Here is an 18,825-nt window from a genome sequence, read left to right as displayed (position 1 = left end):
ATTATACATTAGTTGCACAGTTGTCACACCCAAATTGCGATTTTGTAACTAAAAAACAGCTAAACACCCAAGTGCGTAGCTGTTTTAAAAATTTTATCTTTTAAGCAACGTTGGCTAAGGCTAAATCAAAGCCGAGCTGCTGTAAGTGCGTTTGCCATTTATCAAGCTCTGCTTGGCGCGCCACCAGCTGAAATTGCTGTGTTGCTTGGTTATCTATGGCGGTAATAAATACCTCACCACTTTGTGCACCATAACAACTGCGCATGTCTGATAAACGCAGCCCCGGCGTTAGCTTAAAGCTGTCGACCAAGGCATCAAACGCTTGCTCACCACTTAGGGTTAGTGCGCTTAAATCGTCACGCATTACATAATCAATGTCGTAACGTAGTTGTTGCTCATTAATAAGCGACTGTAATTGCACGCTGGCATCTTTACCTAATACAAAACGAAATGCAGTTTCGTTAAAGTAATACAGGGCATAAGCGTAGCTGCTTGTTAGGTCATCGTCTAATGAACTACGTAAGCCTAAACCACTGGCGGTTAGCTTATTAATATCAAGACCTAAAATAGCCGTTAAAAATGGGATTGCTTCAGTGCCACTAAAATCCATAATGGCAGTATCGCTATTTGCTTGTAGCACGTTGTCTGCTGGGGTCTCAGCTTGGCTGTGGCGAGCAAACATTATTGGCGTAAAAGTCATATGTGACACCTATCAATCGTTAATGCTTGAAGTATATTGCGCCGTGCTGGCAACAACAAATTGTAATTATTTATCAATTGATAAATAATGCTTATATACATAGCCCTATAAATAGAATTTTTTAATGAAAAACATTTCTACCGATAGTTTACGTACTTTAGTCACTGTTGTTGAAGTTGGCGGATTTGCCAAAGCTGGTGAATTATTGGGGCTATCGCAACCGGCTGTGAGCTTACAAATAAAGCGCCTAGAAGACATGCTGGGCCATAAGCTTTTTAAAAAGCAAGGCCAGCGCCAAGTGCTTAATCAATATGGCGAATTGCTTATGCCATTAGCTAAGCAAATGCTGCAACAAAACGATGCCATTTTGCAGCAGTTCACCAGCGAAAACGTGACCGGTAAAGTGCGCTTGGGGATCCCCAGTGAATTTGCTGCACGTATTTTACCGTCGATCATTGGTGACTTCGTGGCCCTATACCCTGACGTATCGCTCGAAGTGCGCTCTCGATTGAGTAAACATTTGTTGTCGGTCTCGCGCCAAGATCAATTCGATTTAGTGCTGGCATTAAACGAAGAGCTAGAATCAGCTAAGTTCCCTATCTTTATGCAAGACCAACTAGTATGGGTGGGTGATTTAAACCTTGCACAGAACGATGTGGTAACGCTTGTAACCGCCCCCGAGGGATGTATTTATCGCCGCCGCGCAATCGAAGCACTACAAAGTGCGGGTATTAAATACCGCATTGCTTACAGTAATGCCGACTTAACTGGCCTAACTGCGGCATTAAAAGAAGGCTTAGGCATTACGGTGCTTGCAAAAAGCACCGTACCGAATGAGCTTAATTACCAAATACAAACCAAGGACCTCCCCGAGCTTGGTCAAATCGGTATTAGTTTAATTAAACGTACCGACGACCCCGGCACCGCCGTAGACAAACTCGCCGAATTCATCGCCCTACGTTTGACTTAGGATTGAGTTGCGAGTTGCGAGTTGCGAGTTGCGAGTTGCGAGTTAGCAAGTTAGCAAGTTAGCAAGATTGTAGCAGCGATTTTATATCGCGTAGGAATTTAGCTAGGTGCTAGGTGCTAGGTGTTAGGTGCTAGGTGCTAGGTGTTAGGTGCTAGGTGCTAGGTGTTAGGTGCTAGGTGCTAGGTGCTAGGTGCTAGGTGTTAGGTGCTAGGTGCTAGGTGCTAACAGCATAGACTTTTTTCGGCGTTAAAACGCCTCCTACAACTCGCATCTCGTTCCTCGTATCTCGCAAACTTTCCCCTTTACTCTTTCTAACTCGCTAACTTTTAATCTGATAGCTAACGGTTGAAAGCTGATGGCTCCAAACGTTAGGCTTAGATAAGCATCGCGCGAAATAAATTTCACGCCTACGGGTATGCATTTCACTGAGACTGCGTGCAGGCTGATCTGACTTATAGCTTAAAGCTTACAGCTCTGTTGTTTTAATCTAACTTCTAACCACTGTTATCTAATATCTCCATTTTTTCGGCGTTAAAACGCCTCCTACAACTTGCATCTCGTTCCTCTTATCTCGCAAACTTTCCCCTTTACTCTTTCTAACTCGCTAACTTTTAATCTGATAGCTGACGGCTGAAAGCTGATGGCTCCACCCTATTAAGTTTTACTTAACACCTCCCAAAACCCAATATCGTAATACAATACTACTGTATTTTTTATATCTTATTTATTTCAAAAACTTACAGTTCAGACCTGTTTTATTACAAATAGGATTGATTCGCATTTTTTTACATGTTTTAATTGCGCCGGTTAAAAAAATCTAAACATATACAGGACACACAATGACACCTAAGTTTATTGTTTCTACGCTTTCGACTGCGGTCGCTTTATCTTTAAGCGCTAATGCTTTTGCAAAAGATGTAACTAAAGAAGAGAAGAACTTCGAGCAAATCACTGTAATTGGCTCTGCATCTGCAATTAACGATATTCCTGGCTCTGCTACTTTTATTGATGAGCAAGAACTAGAAAAGTTTGAATATACTGATATATCTCGTGTTTTAAGTGCTGTACCGGGTGTATATGTACAAGAAGAAGACGGCTACGGCCTTCGTCCTAACATCGGTATGCGTGGTACGGGTACAGGTCGTAACGACAAAATCTCAGTAATGGAAGATGGTGTACTTGTAGCACCAGCACCTTACTCAGCGCCTTCTGCTTACTACTTCCCTACTATGGGTCGTATGGAGTCTATCGAAGTACTTAAAGGTGCAGCTTCTGTAAAGTATGGCCCGCGTACAACAGGCGGTGTTTTAAACTTAGTTTCTCGTAGCTTACCAACTGAAGGGTCTAAAGGTTTACTTAACGCCGAGCTTGGTAGCGACGGTTTCTACAAAGGTCATGCTTACTTCGGTAAAAAGAAAAACAATGCTGCAGGCCTTGTAGAAGTTTTCACTTACGGTGCAGATGGCTTTAAAGATTTACCAGTAGGTAGCGACAACACAGGCTTCGAAAAGAACGATTTCTTATTAAAGTTTGGCTTTGACTTTGGTGATAACGAAGCACACAGCCTAGAAATGAAGTTAAAGTACTCAGACGAGCGCTCTGACGAAACGTACATGGGCTTAACTGACGCTGATTACCAAGAAAACCCTTACCGTCGTTATGCTGCATCGCAAAACGATGAAATGAACACACAACACAATGCATACCAAATCAACTATGCATACCGCTTTGGTAAAGGTTACGAGCTACTTGCGACAGCTTACCTGAACGATTTCCACCGTAACTGGTATAAAGCAAGCAAAGTAAGCAGCAGCTACCTTGAGCAATACAGCGAGTTTGAAGCAAACCCAACGAGCGAAGGTATTGAAGGTGTTGGCGTAAAAGCGAATAACCGTGATTACCAAGCGAAAGGCTTGCAAACTGAATTCCATATCCCTGCGGGCAACCACTACATCACTGTGGGTGCACGTTACCATGAAGATGAAATGGATCGTTTCCAATGGGAAGACAAGTACACGCTTAACCAAGACCTATCAATGACGCTTACAGAAAAAGGCGTTCCAGGTTCAAACAGCAACCGTTTAGATAGCGCAGAAGCGACGACCCTATTCATTCAAGATGAGTGGTCACTTGATGCATTAGTTATTAGCGCAGGCCTTCGCTACGAAGACATCACAATCAAACGTGTTGAATGGGCTAAGTCTGATCCAAACCGTGAAAATGGCTTAACAAAAGATATCAGCAACGACACTGAGATCTTAGTACCATCACTAGGTGCTACTTACACTGTTAGCGATAACCTAACGCTTCTTGCTGGTATTCAAAAAGGTTACGCACCAGCAGCCCCTGGTAATGCGGATCAAGAAGAAGAAGAGAGTGTTAACATTGAGCTAGGTGGTCGTTACGATTACGCGGGCATTCAAGGTGAAGTAATTTACTTTAACTCTGACTACACAAACATGCACGGTAACTGTACTGCGGCTGTTGGTTGTAGCGATGACAACATTGGCGACCAATACAACTACGGTGAAGTATCTGTGTCTGGTTTTGAGCTAAGCGCAGGTAAAGTGTTTGCTACTAACGCAGCTTCATTCCCTGTTCGCTTAACTTACACTTACACTGATTCTGAGTTTGACAATGCATTTGAATCAGATCTTTGGGGTAGCGTAGAAAAAGGCGATGCAATGCCATACGTGCCTGAAAACCAATTAGCGCTTTCAGTGGGTGCTGAGTTCTCAAGCTTTGTATTCGATACGCAAATGCGTTATGTGTCTGATGCACACGCAGACTTAACTAGCTCAGGTCGCAATGCAATCGACAGCCGCGTGGTATGGGATTTAGCTGCTAAATATCTAATCGACGACAAACAAAAAGTATACTTAACAGTAGACAACCTGTTTGACAAAACCTACGTTGCAAACCGTGCAAACGGCGGTATTCAACCGGGTAAACCACGTACCCTACAACTAGGTTACAGCTACTCGTTCTAATAAAACGACTTAGCGAAATATCAAAAGCCGTGTGATGAAAATCCCACGGCTTTTTGACTGGTTAAACGTATTGCAAAAACAAGTTATCATCGTGTGATTAAAATTGCTTGCCCTTGGATTATTTCAGCATTTTGCAAGGCTATGCATAGTTTTAAATCCTCATTTTCACTATTCATATCTTAACCATTCAAACCTTAATACTTCTAGTTTACTACTCGAACACCACATAATATTTTAAAACCTTGATTTTAAATAAATAATGTAATTAGTTAATTTTTAAAAAAGAGACCTCAATAGTGATAGAGCTGAAGTTTCATGATTCAATTGAACTGACAATCACTGTATCTAGAGAATCACATATGAGAATTTTGACCACCTCTAACGCCAAGTTTAGTTAGTAAAATGATTGAGAATTATTGTAAATTCATATCATTGATATTTATCACTTTTGTAACTAGATCCAAGCCTAGCTTCAGCTCGGTCGATTGCTTCTCTAAATGACACTCTAGGCATCAGAATAGATTCACGATTTTGCGTACCAAAGGTATAGTCATACGGAAAGTGCTTGCGCTCTGTATGTGGCCCAAATTTACCCGTTGCAAATATTCCTTGGTGGCAACTAATACAATTACTAGTCGAGTCAGGCCCCTCTATAAAAGGGTTAGAATTCCAAGTTATTAACTTCGACTTATTACGATAGCTTAAAAATAACTTTTTGCTACCACTAAATAGTGGAAAGTTATTCATGCCATCTCCCGGTGAAGAATCCATTTCAAGTTCATTAACCGACACTAACATAATATAGTTAGTGTAGATATCGTTGATATTATCCGGTCTATCACTACCAAACCCTTTATCTGCCTCAGGTTGCCAAATAAATGAAATCCATATCCAATCTTTTAGCTCCTTAGTGACAATGTGGAAGCCTTTTAGAACGAAGACTCTTTCACCATCACGTATCATAAAAGAATTTTTTTTATCTAGACAATATTCCCCTTTTTTAATCCACTCACTACTATTAGCAATAACTTCATGCACTCCTATAGGGCTAAGATCTTTAACATCACTTTTGTGACAAAAACCTATGTCATTTTGAGATTTAGCTTCACCCCACGCCAATTTCATCATAATTGATGTTGGCGGAAACTCAGCCATACAATTGGAATGAGATGCTTTGTTCGTTAGCGGTGCGTCCATCAACTTTATACTCACTGGTGAGCATTTAGCAATACTTCGAAAGTTCTGCAATATGTGGAGCACATAATCTGAGTTGTAAACTGCAGGAGAAAACGGTTGAAACCCTCCAGTTAATGGTGCTGGATCAAAATTAGGAGATTTAAGCCTTTGAATTTTAGTCAATAATTTTTTTGCTGCAATTTCTGTAAGTCCAGAGTCGGTAAGCGCTACATTGGAATCTATCGCGTCTAAAAGATACGTAATGTCATCACGAGAAAACCATGTTTGCCACAATGAAGCTGGACTATTTTCCATAACGAAACCAAAACCGGCTTGTTGCTTGGCAGGAGCTAAAACTTCAGCTGAAATTTGCCAAGCAATCTTCCTGCGAAGTGAAAAATCTGCTGCAAGCTGCAAAGAGTCAAGTTCACCTACACCTAAATAAGGCTCAGCTTTCACTCTTGCCCCTACCTCTTTTGATTTGGTTATCAAAGCTGCATGAATATTTAGACTAATGCCTATCAGAAAATAGGCAACTAGGTTCATTGAGGCTAATTTAAGCATTCAGCTCCCTCCTGCCTTAATTCATACTTTTAAGCGCTATTTTTTGCTTTAGTGACAACCCCCATTCAAAGTTAGCATCTATTTTAAGTGCCACCTCTATGTAATCACTAGCTTCTTTGAAGTGATTAAAGTGCAAGTGACAGTGGGAAAGCCAATAAAGGGCATCGAGGTATCCCCATGAAGGTATTTGCTCTGTTATTGGCTGGGCTGTTTCAAATAACTCAACAGACTTAGCTAGTAACGTAAGTGCTTTTTTCTTACTGCCTCCAACTAGCTTCGGTTTGTTCATAAACGATAAACCTTGTAATAGATACGCCCGGGGGTTGTTAGGATTTATTTCAAAAGCAATCTTAAAAGACCTATCCGCTGTCATCCCAGCTCTTGCTTTCGCTATAGGATCTTTTATTACAGCTGCCAAGTGACCACTACAACAGGCTGCCAAAGCATAAAACTCATCGCTTTTATTTTCCACTCCATGAGCATCTTTTAACAAGCTCATAGCCTGTCGCGAATGAGCTTTACTATCCACCTCCAACTGGCTCAGTGTCAATAATGTAAAAACACTATAGTAAACCTGCCAAGGCTTTAATTGTTCAGGCATCTGTTCTTTCACAAAATCATTAAAAAGCCGATTTAATCCTTTAATATCATATTGCATTTTTAGCCGCCAAATTTGTGTTTCAATATCTAGAAAGTGACGCGTATGTTGATACATTTCCTATCTCCTTACTCGAATTAACCTTTTCTAATGGCAGTCACAATTGAGCGATTAAGTGAAATAAAAGTCGGAGGGAGTCCACCGACAAAGGCAATAGTGATAGCAGTCAGAACAGCTATAAGCGCACTTTGCCAAGTGATACTAAATGGAAAAACTACTTCACTTAGGCTGAGATGATTCAAAATCACGGCTTTAGACTGCAAAAATATACCCAATGTCAACAATATTCCCACTACCGAGCCTGCTATACTTATTAAAATGGTGACACTATAAATACTGGTTGCTAGATTTAGCGAAGAAAAGCCTATCGCTCTGAGCACTGCTGTTTCTCTCTGACGGGCTTCAATCATGGTGTGCATGCTCTGCAATGTCGAAAAACCTGTGGCTAGAATTAAAATAATAATGCTGGGAATAGCAATAATATCTACAAACTGAATCATTTCATCGATTTGACCTGCGTAGTAATGTCGCTGCGTTTTGGCAACCAAGTTGATTCGGTTGTTTTCTTGGTTAAGTATATTGACTATCGCTTGAGCATTTGCAGCATCTTCAACTCCTACTCGAATAGATTGAAAAATAGCCCCACGATTGTAAGCATCCTGTAATAAACTGATTTCGCCCCATACCTCCGACTCTGCAACAGTCTCAGTTGTGGCGAAAACCCCCACAATTGTCCACTCCAATGAGCCCAAAGTAATTTTCTGGTTAAGCCCCAACCAAGGAAATCGTGAAACTAGCTTATCGCCAACGATGAGTTCACGCCTGCCTGACGAAAACATCCTACCACTTTGAATACTGAAGTGATTTCTCAGTTTCAGTGAATCATCACTTACACCTCTAACGGCAACCACCTGAACTTCGTGTTTGGCTGCATCGGCAACTCGAATATTAGTAAAAAGCTCCGAAGCGACAATCGAATTCCTAGAGTTTGCATTGATCAGTGTTTTTAGTTGTTCTACTTGTTGAAGGCTAAAAGAACTGATCACTTCGCTTTCTGAACCATTGCCCAACAGTATCAATTGTTTATCTGAGCCAGCTGTTTCAATCACCCCTGATAACCCCACCCGAAGTGACGAAAACACTAAGATAATCAATGTCAGACTAGCAGAGCAAATTAGAATAGAGGCAACCTCATAACGCCTTTGGGCTAAACTCTTAATGTCTAGTAGTAAACAATTTAAAAGTAGCTTCATATTAAATTGCCGATTTTAAGTTAGCTGCCATGTCTTCTTGCAACAACTTTAACAAAGGAAGAGTGGCACCTGTTGCACCAAGAGAAATAGCGATGGCGGAAATTTGAACTATGTCCCAAAATCTGAGCTCAATATCGGAGAACGGACCATCCACAAGTATCTGTCCGAGTAGTACGGAGCTGACAAGAGTAATACAAGTTGCAATCAACATGGCCAACACCACAACCAAAATATTCTCTGCCACTAACAGTGAACTAATCTTTCTTTTTGAATAACCCAGCGCACTAAAAAGTGCCAACTCCCTCTTACGCTCCACCAATGACTGAGCCATAGAACTGGACGTGAGTAAAAACACAACCAAAACGGCTATGGCTAAGACGAGTTTTGTCATGAGAGCCAAATCACCCAACTGCCTACGAAATGATTCAGCAAAAGCGCTTTCTTTTGAAGTAAAAGTTGCGTTTTTGCTATTTTCAAACAGCTTGTCTAACTGGTTGATAGTGTTGTTGATATCATAATCAGATCGAACCCGAGATACAAAAAAGCTAGTCATACCTCTGCCGAACAAACGATTCCGCTCCAAATAAGTGTGCTTGATTAACATAGACTGCTCTTCGGTACCGTCCTCGGCATAAAAAATCCCAGCAATGGTAAAGGGCCAATCGTTGCTGAAATTCTTTTGGGTCCAAATACTGGTAGTAAGCACAATTTTATCACCTACTTTCCAATCAAAACGCTCTGCAAGTAGCGGCGTGACTAAAACAGCAGTTGGATCTTCCAGCCACAAGGGCAGACTAGTATTTGGAATTTGAATTCCGTCATACACTGCAAAATAGGTATCTTCTTCAATAGCGTATTGAGAAAAGGTCTGGTCAGGTTTAAGAAAGTAACCACCAAACCAAGTGGCAAAAGTAGCGTTGCTCACTTGTGGCATTTTTCTCACCCGCTCAATGGCAGGTTGCATTAATGGCTGAATAATTGACTGTTGGTTGATGGTGACTATGCGACGTTTTTCATCCAGTTCAAATTCCACGTCATAGGCATTATCAATACCAATAATCAGACTGAAAACAAAAAATGCCAAACACATAGGTATTACAGTCAATACAAGTCGTACCGGCTTTCGCAGCATATTCTTCACAATTATCTGCAGCAAGCTCACACTAGTACTCCTTACCTGAAGATAGGAATACCTCTGAACAAACACTAGCTTGGGTAAGTCTTCCTTTATACAGCTCTATGCGCCTATCGGTTGCTTCAGCCGCTATCATATCGTGAGTCACCATAATAATAGTTTTCTTAAACTCTGTTTTTAATGTATTGAGTAAGTTTAAAATTGATTTAGCGGATTTTCTGTCCAGATCACCGGTAGGCTCATCGCATAACATTAATTTTGGTGAACTGACAAAAGCTCTAGCAATCGCGACTCTTTGTTCCTGTCCACCAGATAATTCGTTAGGATAGTGTGACGCTCTGTCTGCTAGTCCCACCAGTTCAAGTGCTGCACCCACTCGTTCTCGTCTCTTTTTTGATGACATACTGGTAAGGAGTAGTGGCAATTCCACATTTTGTGCGGCGCTTAAATAGGGCAGCAAGTTGCTAAACTGAAAAACAAAACCGATATTTCTCGCTCTCCAAAACGCAGATTCTGCATCGCTGCCTTTGATTTGTGCCTGACCTTCAATGAGTATTTGACCAGCATCCTGACTATCCAACCCGCCGATAATATTCAGCAGTGTGGTTTTTCCTGAGCCCGAAGGGCCAGTTAAAGCAATAAACTCTCCCTGTTCGACATTCAGGTTGATTTGATCCAAGGCGATAATCCGAGTGTCACCTTTTCGGTATTCTTTTGATAATTTTTTTATTTGTAAAAACATAATATTATCGCTTAATAGTAATAGTCTGGCCATCTGTTAAAGGGGAAGTTGACGATGCGATAACTGTTAATCTTTGTGGTACATCAGTTAGCAGATAATCGTCATTTGCGTTTTGTCTTGCATCTACTAGTCGCAATCTTGCAACGCCGTTTTCCTCGACAAATACATAGGTTTTTCCATCTATAAAATGCACCGCTGAATTGGGAATCACAATAGCTCTGGGGGCGTCTTTTAGATGGTCTGGCTTTTTAGTAAAAACCCCTGTTACCGTCGCGCCAGGGTTGATTGTATTCACTTGCTCTACAGGTTCTGTTATAACTATAACTGTGCCAGTTTGACTGTCAGTAATTGGCGCGATTTGTTTAATTTTTGCTTCAACTAGCAAATCGGGCTGAGAGGTGAAACTGACACGTATGCTGTCGCTGCTAAACACTTGTGAAAGAAAGCGTTCATTGACGTCAAAGTGAAACTCCAAAGAAGACAAGTCTGTGATGGTGCATATGCCGCTTCGGGTAAAAGTACCTCCGGCAGATGCAGGGGAAATAATTTCGCCGACGTTAGCACTCATAGCGGTCACTATACCACTGAACGGCGAGCGTATAACTAGGTCATCGAGATACAGCTGAGTTTGCAGAATGGCATTTTTTAATTCATCAATGGATTGCTCTAACTGGATGATCGCTATTTTCTTGCTAATGACCTGACTGAGTACTTGTTCGTAGGCTTCGTTACTAATAAGCTGATTTTCAAACAGTCGTTTCGCCCTTTCACCGGAAGCTTGTGTTAAAGCCAAATCTTCTAATCTAACCTCCCTGAGAGATAACTGAGATTTCAACTTGGTTTCAAAGGTATTGAGCTCTATCTTTGCTTGCCTGTCATCCAAAGTGGCAACAGCTTGACCTGCTTGTACCAAATCCCCTAGCTCTACAGAAATACCGGTCACTCTACCCGTTACATTGGCTGATACAGTGGTGCTCTCAGGCGCAACAACAAAGCCAGATACCTCTAACAAAGGAGCTAAAGCGACTCCTGAAGAACTAGTATCCTGTGGGATAACAATTACGCCGACTTCGGTTGGTTTATCTGTTGATAGGTTTTGAACTGCAATATAGCTGATTCCCAGTAGTAATAACACAAAAATTGGATAGTAGATCAATTTAAGATTACTTGGTTTGTGCAACTGTGCAGTGTCACCAAATTCAAGTTTGTGCAAGATGGACAACATATCTTCATTGGTGTCTTTGCTTAGGTTACTTTGAATTCGGCTCATATGAATTTTTCTCGATTGAGGTTTCTAACGCCGGCGACACAACCCAACCCGCCCAAACCTATTAAAATAGCTGCCGGAAATAGTGCTTCTACGATTGAATAATTACGCCAAATTGCGCCTTCCATCAGCAAAATAGACCATTTACCGGGACTGATACTGCTAAGGGCAGACAGCCATTCAGGCATTAAAAACTGCGGCATCATGCCACCGCCTAACATGGCGAATATCACCATAATTGACCAGGCAGCACCTGCCACCGAACCCGGGTTAGAGCCAAGGCTGCCAATGGCTAGCATCAGTCCGGCAAAACAAAACGCAGAACACAGAATGGCGAAACTCAGCATAGCGAAAGATTGAATATTCAGTTGAAACGCAATCTTTCCGTACACAATTAAAATGGCGCAGGAAATAAAAATAGTGAACATACATGACAGGATCTTGGAGGATAAAATCACCCACATAGGAGTGGGGGAGACTTTTAATCGCAATATGGTTTGTTGCAGTCTTTCGGTGGCCAGGCTAGTACTCATAATGGCCACGCAGGCTAATATAGACCAGAGTGCAGCTTGCGGTACGGTAATACTAAAAGCACTCACGGGCAGCTCGCTTTCAACAACATAATCTTCATGGGTGATCTTTAACGGCTGCAGACTTGGGCTGGCCATACCCGATGTGCCACTGTCTTGTCTTTCCTGCACTAACTCCATCGCTGTGGGGATAGTGATGCCGGTGATCATCCCGGAAATTACTTTGCGCTTAGGATCGGACACTATGCGAATTTCAGGAGGAGAGCTGATGAAAGGAAACTGCTGTAATCTGGCACCAAAATCCGGCTCTAAAATCATATAGGCAATAACGTCCCCCAAACGCGTGGCGTTTTGGGCCTCTTCTAATGTGCTCTGAATAATTTCCAGATCATCCCGTTGTGACAATCGTTCTATATAGGCAGCACTGATTGGTGTCTTGTCATTGTCAACCAGGGCTACGGCCAATTTGTTGGTTTCCTCACTGGCACTGTTAATGGCCCCGAAGATAGTGGCGATCAAAAGTGGCAACAACAAAATCATAACCAGGTTGGATGCATCACGCACAATTAACATGCAATCTTTTTTAATTAAATGGATGATTTCACGCACTGAGTTTTTCTCCGTTCAACAAATTTGTCAGCACGTCTTGCAGGCTGGGCGGAATGACCCTGAGATTAAAAATACTGGAGTGAGAATCAAACAATTGATGTACCGCTTTGGCTGGCTCTCTGCTGGACAGAACAAAAGGTTGCCCCTGCTCAGTCTCCTGATACGAAATTTGACTATCACCGCCGTATTGAGCAATAAGATCCTGTGTGGAGGCGCAAGCCAGAGCCCGGCCTTCGTGTAGTATCAGCACCTCGTCACAGACCTGATCCGCTTCCTCGATATAATGAGTGGTATACAACACAGTTTTACCTGAGTTTTTTAGGTCTAACACCACGTCTAAAATGTGTTGCCGGCTTTGAATATCCACTCCAGCGGTAGGTTCATCCAACAACAACAATTCGGCGTTACTCAGCAGTGCCACCGCCATATTGGCTCTGCGTTTCATTCCTTCTGAACAAGCCTTTACCTTGCGATGGATAAAGGTCTCCAGACCCATCTTTTCTGAGGCGTAATTAACTTTTTTTTCAAGTTCACTTCCCTTTAAGCCTTGCAGAGTAGCGAAGAAAGTCAGATTCTCCATTATGGACAAACTGCTGTACAAGGCGATTCTCTGGGGGGCCAAACCTATTTTTGAGCGCGTTGTTTGATCATATGGAGGCATTGAATTGAACAACTCTACCTGCCCTTCGTCCGATGAAAGAAGCCCAACCAACAAATTGACTATGGTCGTTTTTCCAGCTCCATTTCTGCCTAAAATTCCCAGTACCTTGCCAGCATCTACAGAGAAACTGACACCTTTGACAGCTGGATTGGCGTCATAGGACTTATGAATATTTTTGAAATTGAGTATTGTTGACATATCAGCCTTGTTGCTCCTTGTACCCCTTGATTGAAGTGTTAGTTTGATTTGCACTGTGCCAATAGACTGCGAAATTAAAGGCGCAATGGGCGATAATGGCGGGTATTAATGATTCAGTACTCAAAGTCATTAACAGCCATATAAAGCCGTATACTGATTTGAAAACCACATGTATCCAGCCAAAGAAAACGTGGTGCAACCCAAATGCCAGTGAGCTAATGACAGCTGCCCATGTTAAAGAGAGTGACCACTCCTGAAATATGGCTAATGGCAAATAGGCTCGCCAAATAATCTCTTCCATCAACACAATGGACACCACGACAGGAACAAACCATTTCTTTTGCCAATAGGGCACTACAGATGCGTGAGCGTGTGCTTGTTGTTTGATTTTTAGCGATATTAACCAAGCTTCGAGTTTGAAGAGTAATAGCCCTGAAATAGCGGACAGCAGGATAATTGCTGTCGATACCAGCCTGTGCTCAGAACTCAATGGCAGTTTGAACTGTTGATTAACTTCAGAGTGGGAAGAGGCCCAATATACAGCAACAAACAGAAGAGCCAGGGTACCAGCGTACATTAGCAAGCTGTTTCGGCCGAAAAAGTCATAACTATCAATGCGCAACTTAGTAAGTAGCTGTGCTGAAAGAGCGAATACCACTGCCAAAATCAGAACAAAACCAAGTATCCAATAAAGTACCATATCCATCACCTATTAGAGGGAGCTGTAGTCCGGTATCGGTTTACCAATTGGCATAATCAGAGAGACAAATTGGCGGTCTCCATCAATACTCATGAGCTGATTCATCTCGTCATCTAGAAAGCCAAATACCATGCAGGATCCCAAATCAATTGAGGTTGCGGCAAGGTGTAAGCTTTGTCCCAATACACCGGCATCCATATGGGTGAGGCGATAGGCCCTGTCCTCATATTTCCATTGCACTCTGTCTAAGTCACTGACCAATACAAAGATGCCTGCGCAGCGTGCAATCCAGTCCTGAAATGAAGTGATTTCAAATATGCGCCCTCTTATTTCGCCTTCACTGACCAACTCCAATGCGTGTTTGTCGGCTCTGTACTTATATATTCCACGGGACAGTGATTCCGTATTCAGCGAAATATAGTAAAGCTGGATAGAGAGCAAACCTCCCCCGGTAGGAGCTAGAGGTGCATGGGGAATAACCTGAGATGAAGTAGTTTTAAATCTATCTCTTGCACTCACTGTGGATGCACATAAACTTGATATTTCAGCAAGAGAAACGGCTTCATCAGTGTAATCTCTCACTGATGTTCTTCTGCGCATCAGTTGTTCAAACTTTTCCGAGGGTTGCTCGCTTGGCTCAGGGAGCGTGATCAAAGTATTGTTATCATCACCTTGGTTAATCGCGGGCCGGTCAGAGAACAAAATGTTGTTCATTACCTGCTTACCCACATCAACATCCAGCTTTAATCCATCGTGAGCCAAGGCCAGAGGGCTAATAGGTAAACCTTCTTCCTGACGAGCCAAAGCACGCTTAATATACACTTCAATAGCCGCCTTGTTTGCCGCATCCAGTTGCTCCAACAGAGGAGTAACCGTATCTCCATTCGGAAAAGGACAACTTTGATTAGATTGTTCAGCCGCAGGTGCGGAAGCAGGCATTTCCTGATCTATGGTTTGTTCGCTATTATTCATGACTGTTTGCTCCATTCTTATCGTTTGTGACACCGAGAACGCATTGAATAGACTGTTCGATTCCGTCGAGATCTAAGAAACGATCCACTTCGTTATCGTAGAAGTAATCTAGTTGAGTCATTTTCCCACTTTGCATTTCTTCCTCGTAGTAACCGAGGATATAGCCCAGGTCTAATAGCATTTTGCGGTAACCTTTTGTCCCGAACATCATCATGTATCTCCAAGGACAGCCGACTAGAAACACCAGTGAATCTTGAGTAGATACTGAACCTGCACTGGGTCCATAAAATGATTGATTTAGCTTTTCCAGCTTTGCGGCGTCGTAATTTCTGTCTTTAACTAGAATTTGTTTGTTGGGCAGGATCTTGCGCAGCTTGTCGCCAGTGAGTACATAAGCGTCTATGGCGTAAAATCTTCTGGGAGCAAATTGTCCCAGTGAATGCAAGCACTGAGGTACTTCCTTATGCCACTCAAACGCCGGCAGTATTGGACTGACATTCATATCACTGACAGTGTCTGGGCTGTAGTTGTATGGAGTGTCCATATAATGCTGAATAATCTGATCTATGCTCTCTTGATTTTCAGCGATTCGCCTAGTGGTGTGGCGAGATACTTTCGAATTTTCGTGAAAGAATTCCGCCGGGTTAATGGAAAGCTCACCGAAGCGGCATTGAAATTCCCTGTATACCTCCGGTAGTAAGTCGATACTGTTAATCGGCGGCATAAAGGTGCCTTCGGCTGTAGTTTTCTGATCTAGAAAATAATCAGCAGGATCGATAAATGGCATAACCGGACTCCTACAAGAACACGTTTCTAAATGGACGGAATGGAGCACAAGCCGGGCAGCGTGGAATGCGTTTAATATCTTCGTAATCGACCGACATGCGCTCGAAGTCAGTCCGTATGGCGCGACTCACCAAATAACTTCTGCCAGTTGTAAGATAGGTCAGCAGCCCTGCGGTAAACTGTCCTGATACCACATCAACATAGGGAGGGGGGGCTATTCCTAAATCTGGCTGCCCCATTGCACTCACTGCATCATAATAGGTGATTACATCGCGCTTTAAGGTACCGGCGGCGGCAATGCCCTGAACGTCGAACTCGTTAAAACAACCGGTTTCCCCAGGAATAAAAATAGGTCCTGCAACGCCTTCAGAACCATCAAATATACTAATAGCCCAAGGCTTTTCCGCTTCAAGAGCTTGTTCATTGATAGTGTGCAATATGGATTGCATATATTCATCCAGTGCAGCCACTACAAAGTCACACTCTTCAAATACTCTGGCGATATTTTCTTTAGAAAAACTGTCCTCGGTAAAGGTGGAAATACGCTTTAAGTCGTACTGCTGTAAAGATTCAGCTAAACAGTCAGCGATAGGAGCCTGCTCTTGAATATATCTGGGCTCAATACCGAGGAAGCGATGAACGGTATTGGTATTGTTGATTTTGGCGTCATCTGCCAAGATCAAGTGCTGAATGCCGCTTTGCACCAATTGTTTGGCTATGCGACTTCCCGCTTGACCACAGCCTATTACCCCTATGCGTTTATTCGCCAATGGCGTTTCGGCGTCTTGAATAACCCGGTAGTAAACGTCCACTAAATCGTGGTCAGCCTCAACCAGAATTTTTTCTTCAATTAATTGCTCAATGAGTTGGCGGGCATCTTCTTGTTCTTCGTGTTTAACGATTCCCTTTTCTCTGAGTTCCTGAAGATTAGTTTGACTGTTCATATGGTTAATAACACGACCTAATAAACCAGTACGCCCTTTATCCGTCCAATTTTTGGAAAAGAAAGAGCGAGCACTGTGTTTAACCAATATTTCATTTTCGGTGACTTTTATCACTCGAAGATGTGGATTAACCTGATATTTTTCGTTTCCAAGTTCCATTTATAATTACCTTATATTTTTGGGCAACATAGATTCTTTTAAAATGCCAACCCTAGTTAAAGGGCCGGCATTAATTTACTTAGCTTTGGTTTGATCACCGCCATTACAGCAACAACAGCAACAGCACCAGCAGTTACAACCGCCAGGAGCAAACGCTAATCCTGACTCGTATCTGTGATCAAAAACTGAAGATTTTGAGAGTTTCATTTGTCTTCCTTATATTTAAATTTAAAAACCAACCCCACGGTTATTCCGTGTGTTTTCCTACTAAAGCTGCAAGTTGCAATGCAACAAGCACCCATTACCGCTAACCCGGTTTTAAATTACATGTAACCCAGTTTCTATGGATATGGTTGTGGTGATTTAGTCAAGTCTTCAAAAGTTAACTTTCTGTCTTTCCAATTTAATTCTTGTGGTAATTCGAAATAACGATCAACTCCATATGAAGGCATTGAATGTAAGTATGGAGGTGTAAGTTTGGTACAGAAAACTTTCGTCAAATGGACTGTTTTTAAATTAGGTAGCGTAAAATTAAAAAATATTGGGTTTAAACCATTTTTTCTGGAAATTTCCAACATTTGCTCGTATTTACTTTCATTACTCTTAGGCTTTTTTATAAGCTCTGATAATTTTATTTTTCCAGAACCTTCTAAATACCATTGGAGCTTTTTGGCGTGGGATGGGTAACCATAGTGACCAATTACTTTGTAGAAAATATCGAACTTTTCTACAGGTACATCCTCTTCAACAAAAAACAGTTCTTTCACTCTTTCTGAGTATGCCCATTGAGGACAGTTTAGAATGATTCGGCTACTTCCCTCTGCCTGTGCAAATTCACCTAAGGCTGAGAGGATGGCATCTTCAATTGTTAGACCACCGCCGCCTCCGGAAATATAGTTGTATTTGTTAAAGCCTTTAACGAAACCAACAGCAGTGACAGTATAAAAATCCTCTACATCTGTCATATGTAAGTAAAGAGTAATATCGTCAACTAGGGTTTTGGCGTGTTCTAAAATGCGTTGCACTTTAAAATCGTCAGGCAAGCAGTCCAATTCAATGATCTTCGGTGCATGTCCTGTATTCCAGTGTACATTCACAGCATCGCGCTCTAACACTTCAGAAATACCATGATAAACGGCGAGTTCTTTTGTAATGTGAGTCGCTAATCCACCACTTGTGGCATAGCAAAACATATTTTCTTTTGGATGCAGTAAGCTAAATGGCATAACAATTTGAGCAGGCACCCAAATTTTCTCAGAACTATCCAATAATCGTTCACCTTGAATCCATCCCACAAAGGTATCTTCAGTAAATCTCTCGTATTCAAATCCTTCTCTTTCGTATTGTTCATCTGCAAACAAGGGTAATTCACTGGGATGCAAGCAGTTGAATCCTTTTTCCTGCATAGTTCTGTAGGTACCATGTATCAGCCGGTCATCGTATGCAAATGAGATGAAGCTTCCCATTGCCCTCTCGATAACTTCGCCCAAGGAAGAGGCCATCATGGCAGGTAAGTCAAAGCCTTTACCGCCACCAAAAATGGTCCGTTGTATACTACTTTCGAAAGAATTCTTGCCAAGAATATCTCGAGCAATATGATCAAACTCATAGAATTCACAGTTCCCAGTGTACATAGTAAGCCCCCCTGAGCCTCTAAAATAACTAAGTATCCTTTTGATTGGTCCCCTTGGGTAATAATAAGAGTTTATTTCTTCATACCCTTTACTTTCCTTGATTCCTGTAATGTAAGGCAAAGACAGGTACTGTTGATTAATTGCAGTCGATTCAATGTTAGCTGACATAGTAATAGT

The 18,825-nt window shown here is 42.0% G+C and carries 16 protein-coding genes; 2 read left to right on the top strand and 14 right to left on the bottom strand.

Features of this window, described 5'->3' with window-relative positions; genetic code table 11:
- Nucleotides 1-100: 100 nt before the first annotated feature.
- Nucleotides 101-700: a hypothetical protein gene (locus PASHI_RS06395; protein WP_054560756.1), complete on the bottom strand. Its 600-nt coding sequence runs from the start codon at nt 698-700 to the stop codon at nt 101-103.
- 124 nt (nt 701-824) lie between these two features.
- Between PASHI_RS06395 and PASHI_RS06390 the strand changes: the two genes are divergently transcribed.
- Both PASHI_RS06390 and PASHI_RS06385 read left to right on the top strand, forming a co-directional pair.
- Complete coding sequence (locus PASHI_RS06390; protein ID WP_054551321.1) at nt 825-1,670, top strand: LysR family transcriptional regulator; 846 nt, start codon at nt 825-827, stop codon at nt 1,668-1,670.
- Nucleotides 1,671-2,509: 839 nt separating this feature from the next.
- Nucleotides 2,510-4,660, top strand: coding sequence for a TonB-dependent receptor family protein (locus tag PASHI_RS06385; RefSeq protein ID WP_062564959.1), 2,151 nt, complete (start codon nt 2,510-2,512; stop codon nt 4,658-4,660).
- A 429-nt stretch (nt 4,661-5,089) separates the two neighbouring features.
- Here the strand turns inward: PASHI_RS06385 and PASHI_RS06380 are convergent, their stop codons facing one another.
- The 13 genes from PASHI_RS06380 to PASHI_RS06320 form a co-directional block, all read right to left on the bottom strand.
- Entirely contained in the window at nt 5,090-6,400 is a 1,311-nt protein-coding gene (locus PASHI_RS06380; protein WP_062564958.1) for a hypothetical protein, read from the bottom strand.
- Between the two features lie 16 nt (nt 6,401-6,416).
- Entirely contained in the window at nt 6,417-7,115 is a 699-nt protein-coding gene (locus PASHI_RS06375; protein ID WP_062564957.1) for a hypothetical protein, read from the bottom strand.
- Nucleotides 7,116-7,135: 20 nt separating this feature from the next.
- Nucleotides 7,136-8,311, bottom strand: a complete 1,176-nt coding sequence (locus PASHI_RS06370) for an ABC transporter permease (protein WP_062564956.1) — start codon at nt 8,309-8,311, stop codon at nt 7,136-7,138.
- A gap of 1 nt (nt 8,312) precedes the next feature.
- Nucleotides 8,313-9,473 (bottom strand): ABC transporter permease, encoded by a 1,161-nt coding sequence (locus tag PASHI_RS06365; protein WP_062564955.1) that lies wholly within the window; start codon nt 9,471-9,473, stop codon nt 8,313-8,315.
- Nucleotide 9,474: 1 nt separating this feature from the next.
- Complete coding sequence (locus tag PASHI_RS06360) at nt 9,475-10,188, bottom strand: ABC transporter ATP-binding protein (protein WP_062564954.1); 714 nt, start codon at nt 10,186-10,188, stop codon at nt 9,475-9,477.
- A 4-nt stretch (nt 10,189-10,192) separates the two neighbouring features.
- Nucleotides 10,193-11,458 carry an efflux RND transporter periplasmic adaptor subunit gene (locus PASHI_RS06355; protein ID WP_062564953.1) on the bottom strand — a complete coding sequence of 422 codons (1,266 nt, stop codon included), beginning with the start codon at nt 11,456-11,458 and terminating at the stop codon, nt 10,193-10,195.
- Complete coding sequence (locus PASHI_RS06350; RefSeq protein ID WP_062564952.1) at nt 11,455-12,594, bottom strand: ABC transporter permease; 1,140 nt, start codon at nt 12,592-12,594, stop codon at nt 11,455-11,457. The genes PASHI_RS06355 and PASHI_RS06350 overlap by 4 nt, the downstream gene beginning before the upstream one ends.
- On the bottom strand, nt 12,587-13,453 hold the full coding sequence (locus PASHI_RS06345) for an ABC transporter ATP-binding protein (protein WP_062564951.1): 867 nt from the start codon (nt 13,451-13,453) through the stop codon (nt 12,587-12,589). The genes PASHI_RS06350 and PASHI_RS06345 overlap by 8 nt, the downstream gene beginning before the upstream one ends.
- Before the next feature lies 1 nt (nt 13,454).
- Entirely contained in the window at nt 13,455-14,153 is a 699-nt protein-coding gene (locus PASHI_RS06340; RefSeq protein ID WP_062564950.1) for a CPBP family intramembrane glutamic endopeptidase, read from the bottom strand.
- Nucleotides 14,154-14,165: 12 nt separating this feature from the next.
- On the bottom strand, nt 14,166-15,125 hold the full coding sequence (locus PASHI_RS06335; protein ID WP_062564949.1) for a SagB/ThcOx family dehydrogenase: 960 nt from the start codon (nt 15,123-15,125) through the stop codon (nt 14,166-14,168).
- Nucleotides 15,118-15,912, bottom strand: a complete 795-nt coding sequence (locus PASHI_RS06330; RefSeq protein WP_062564948.1) for a nitroreductase family protein — start codon at nt 15,910-15,912, stop codon at nt 15,118-15,120. Before PASHI_RS06330 ends, PASHI_RS06335 begins: the two co-directional genes overlap by 8 nt.
- A 10-nt stretch (nt 15,913-15,922) precedes the next feature.
- A complete protein-coding gene (locus tag PASHI_RS06325; protein ID WP_062564947.1) occupies nt 15,923-17,014 on the bottom strand; it encodes a ThiF family adenylyltransferase in 1,092 nt (363 codons plus the stop codon).
- A 341-nt stretch (nt 17,015-17,355) separates the two neighbouring features.
- Complete coding sequence (locus PASHI_RS06320) at nt 17,356-18,816, bottom strand: YcaO-like family protein (RefSeq protein WP_062564946.1); 1,461 nt, start codon at nt 18,814-18,816, stop codon at nt 17,356-17,358.
- Between the last annotated feature and the right edge of the window lie 9 nt (nt 18,817-18,825).

Source organism: Pseudoalteromonas shioyasakiensis, assembly GCF_001550135.1.
Lineage (GTDB): Bacteria > Pseudomonadota > Gammaproteobacteria > Enterobacterales > Alteromonadaceae > Pseudoalteromonas > Pseudoalteromonas shioyasakiensis.
This window is presented reverse-complemented; position numbering and strand designations above follow the sequence as displayed.

Excerpts from the sequence above, each read along its gene's own strand:
- PASHI_RS06340 (WP_062564950.1), bottom strand. The coding sequence starts at position 14,153 with ATGGTACTTTATTGGATACTTGGTTTTGTTCTGATTTTGGCAGTGGTA.
- PASHI_RS06370 (WP_062564956.1), bottom strand. The coding sequence starts at position 8,311 with ATGAAGCTACTTTTAAATTGTTTACTACTAGACATTAAGAGTTTAGCC.
- PASHI_RS06355 (WP_062564953.1), bottom strand. The coding sequence starts at position 11,458 with ATGAGCCGAATTCAAAGTAACCTAAGCAAAGACACCAATGAAGATATG.
- PASHI_RS06385 (WP_062564959.1), top strand. The coding sequence starts at position 2,510 with ATGACACCTAAGTTTATTGTTTCTACGCTTTCGACTGCGGTCGCTTTA.
- PASHI_RS06335 (WP_062564949.1), bottom strand. The coding sequence starts at position 15,125 with ATGAATAATAGCGAACAAACCATAGATCAGGAAATGCCTGCTTCCGCA.
- PASHI_RS06320 (WP_062564946.1), bottom strand. The coding sequence starts at position 18,816 with ATGTCAGCTAACATTGAATCGACTGCAATTAATCAACAGTACCTGTCT.
- PASHI_RS06330 (WP_062564948.1), bottom strand. The coding sequence starts at position 15,912 with ATGCCATTTATCGATCCTGCTGATTATTTTCTAGATCAGAAAACTACA.
- PASHI_RS06345 (WP_062564951.1), bottom strand. The coding sequence starts at position 13,453 with ATGTCAACAATACTCAATTTCAAAAATATTCATAAGTCCTATGACGCC.
- PASHI_RS06380 (WP_062564958.1), bottom strand. The coding sequence starts at position 6,400 with ATGCTTAAATTAGCCTCAATGAACCTAGTTGCCTATTTTCTGATAGGC.
- PASHI_RS06325 (WP_062564947.1), bottom strand. The coding sequence starts at position 17,014 with ATGGAACTTGGAAACGAAAAATATCAGGTTAATCCACATCTTCGAGTG.
- PASHI_RS06360 (WP_062564954.1), bottom strand. The coding sequence starts at position 10,188 with ATGTTTTTACAAATAAAAAAATTATCAAAAGAATACCGAAAAGGTGAC.
- PASHI_RS06390 (WP_054551321.1), top strand. The coding sequence starts at position 825 with ATGAAAAACATTTCTACCGATAGTTTACGTACTTTAGTCACTGTTGTT.
- PASHI_RS06395 (WP_054560756.1), bottom strand. The coding sequence starts at position 700 with ATGACTTTTACGCCAATAATGTTTGCTCGCCACAGCCAAGCTGAGACC.
- PASHI_RS06375 (WP_062564957.1), bottom strand. The coding sequence starts at position 7,115 with ATGTATCAACATACGCGTCACTTTCTAGATATTGAAACACAAATTTGG.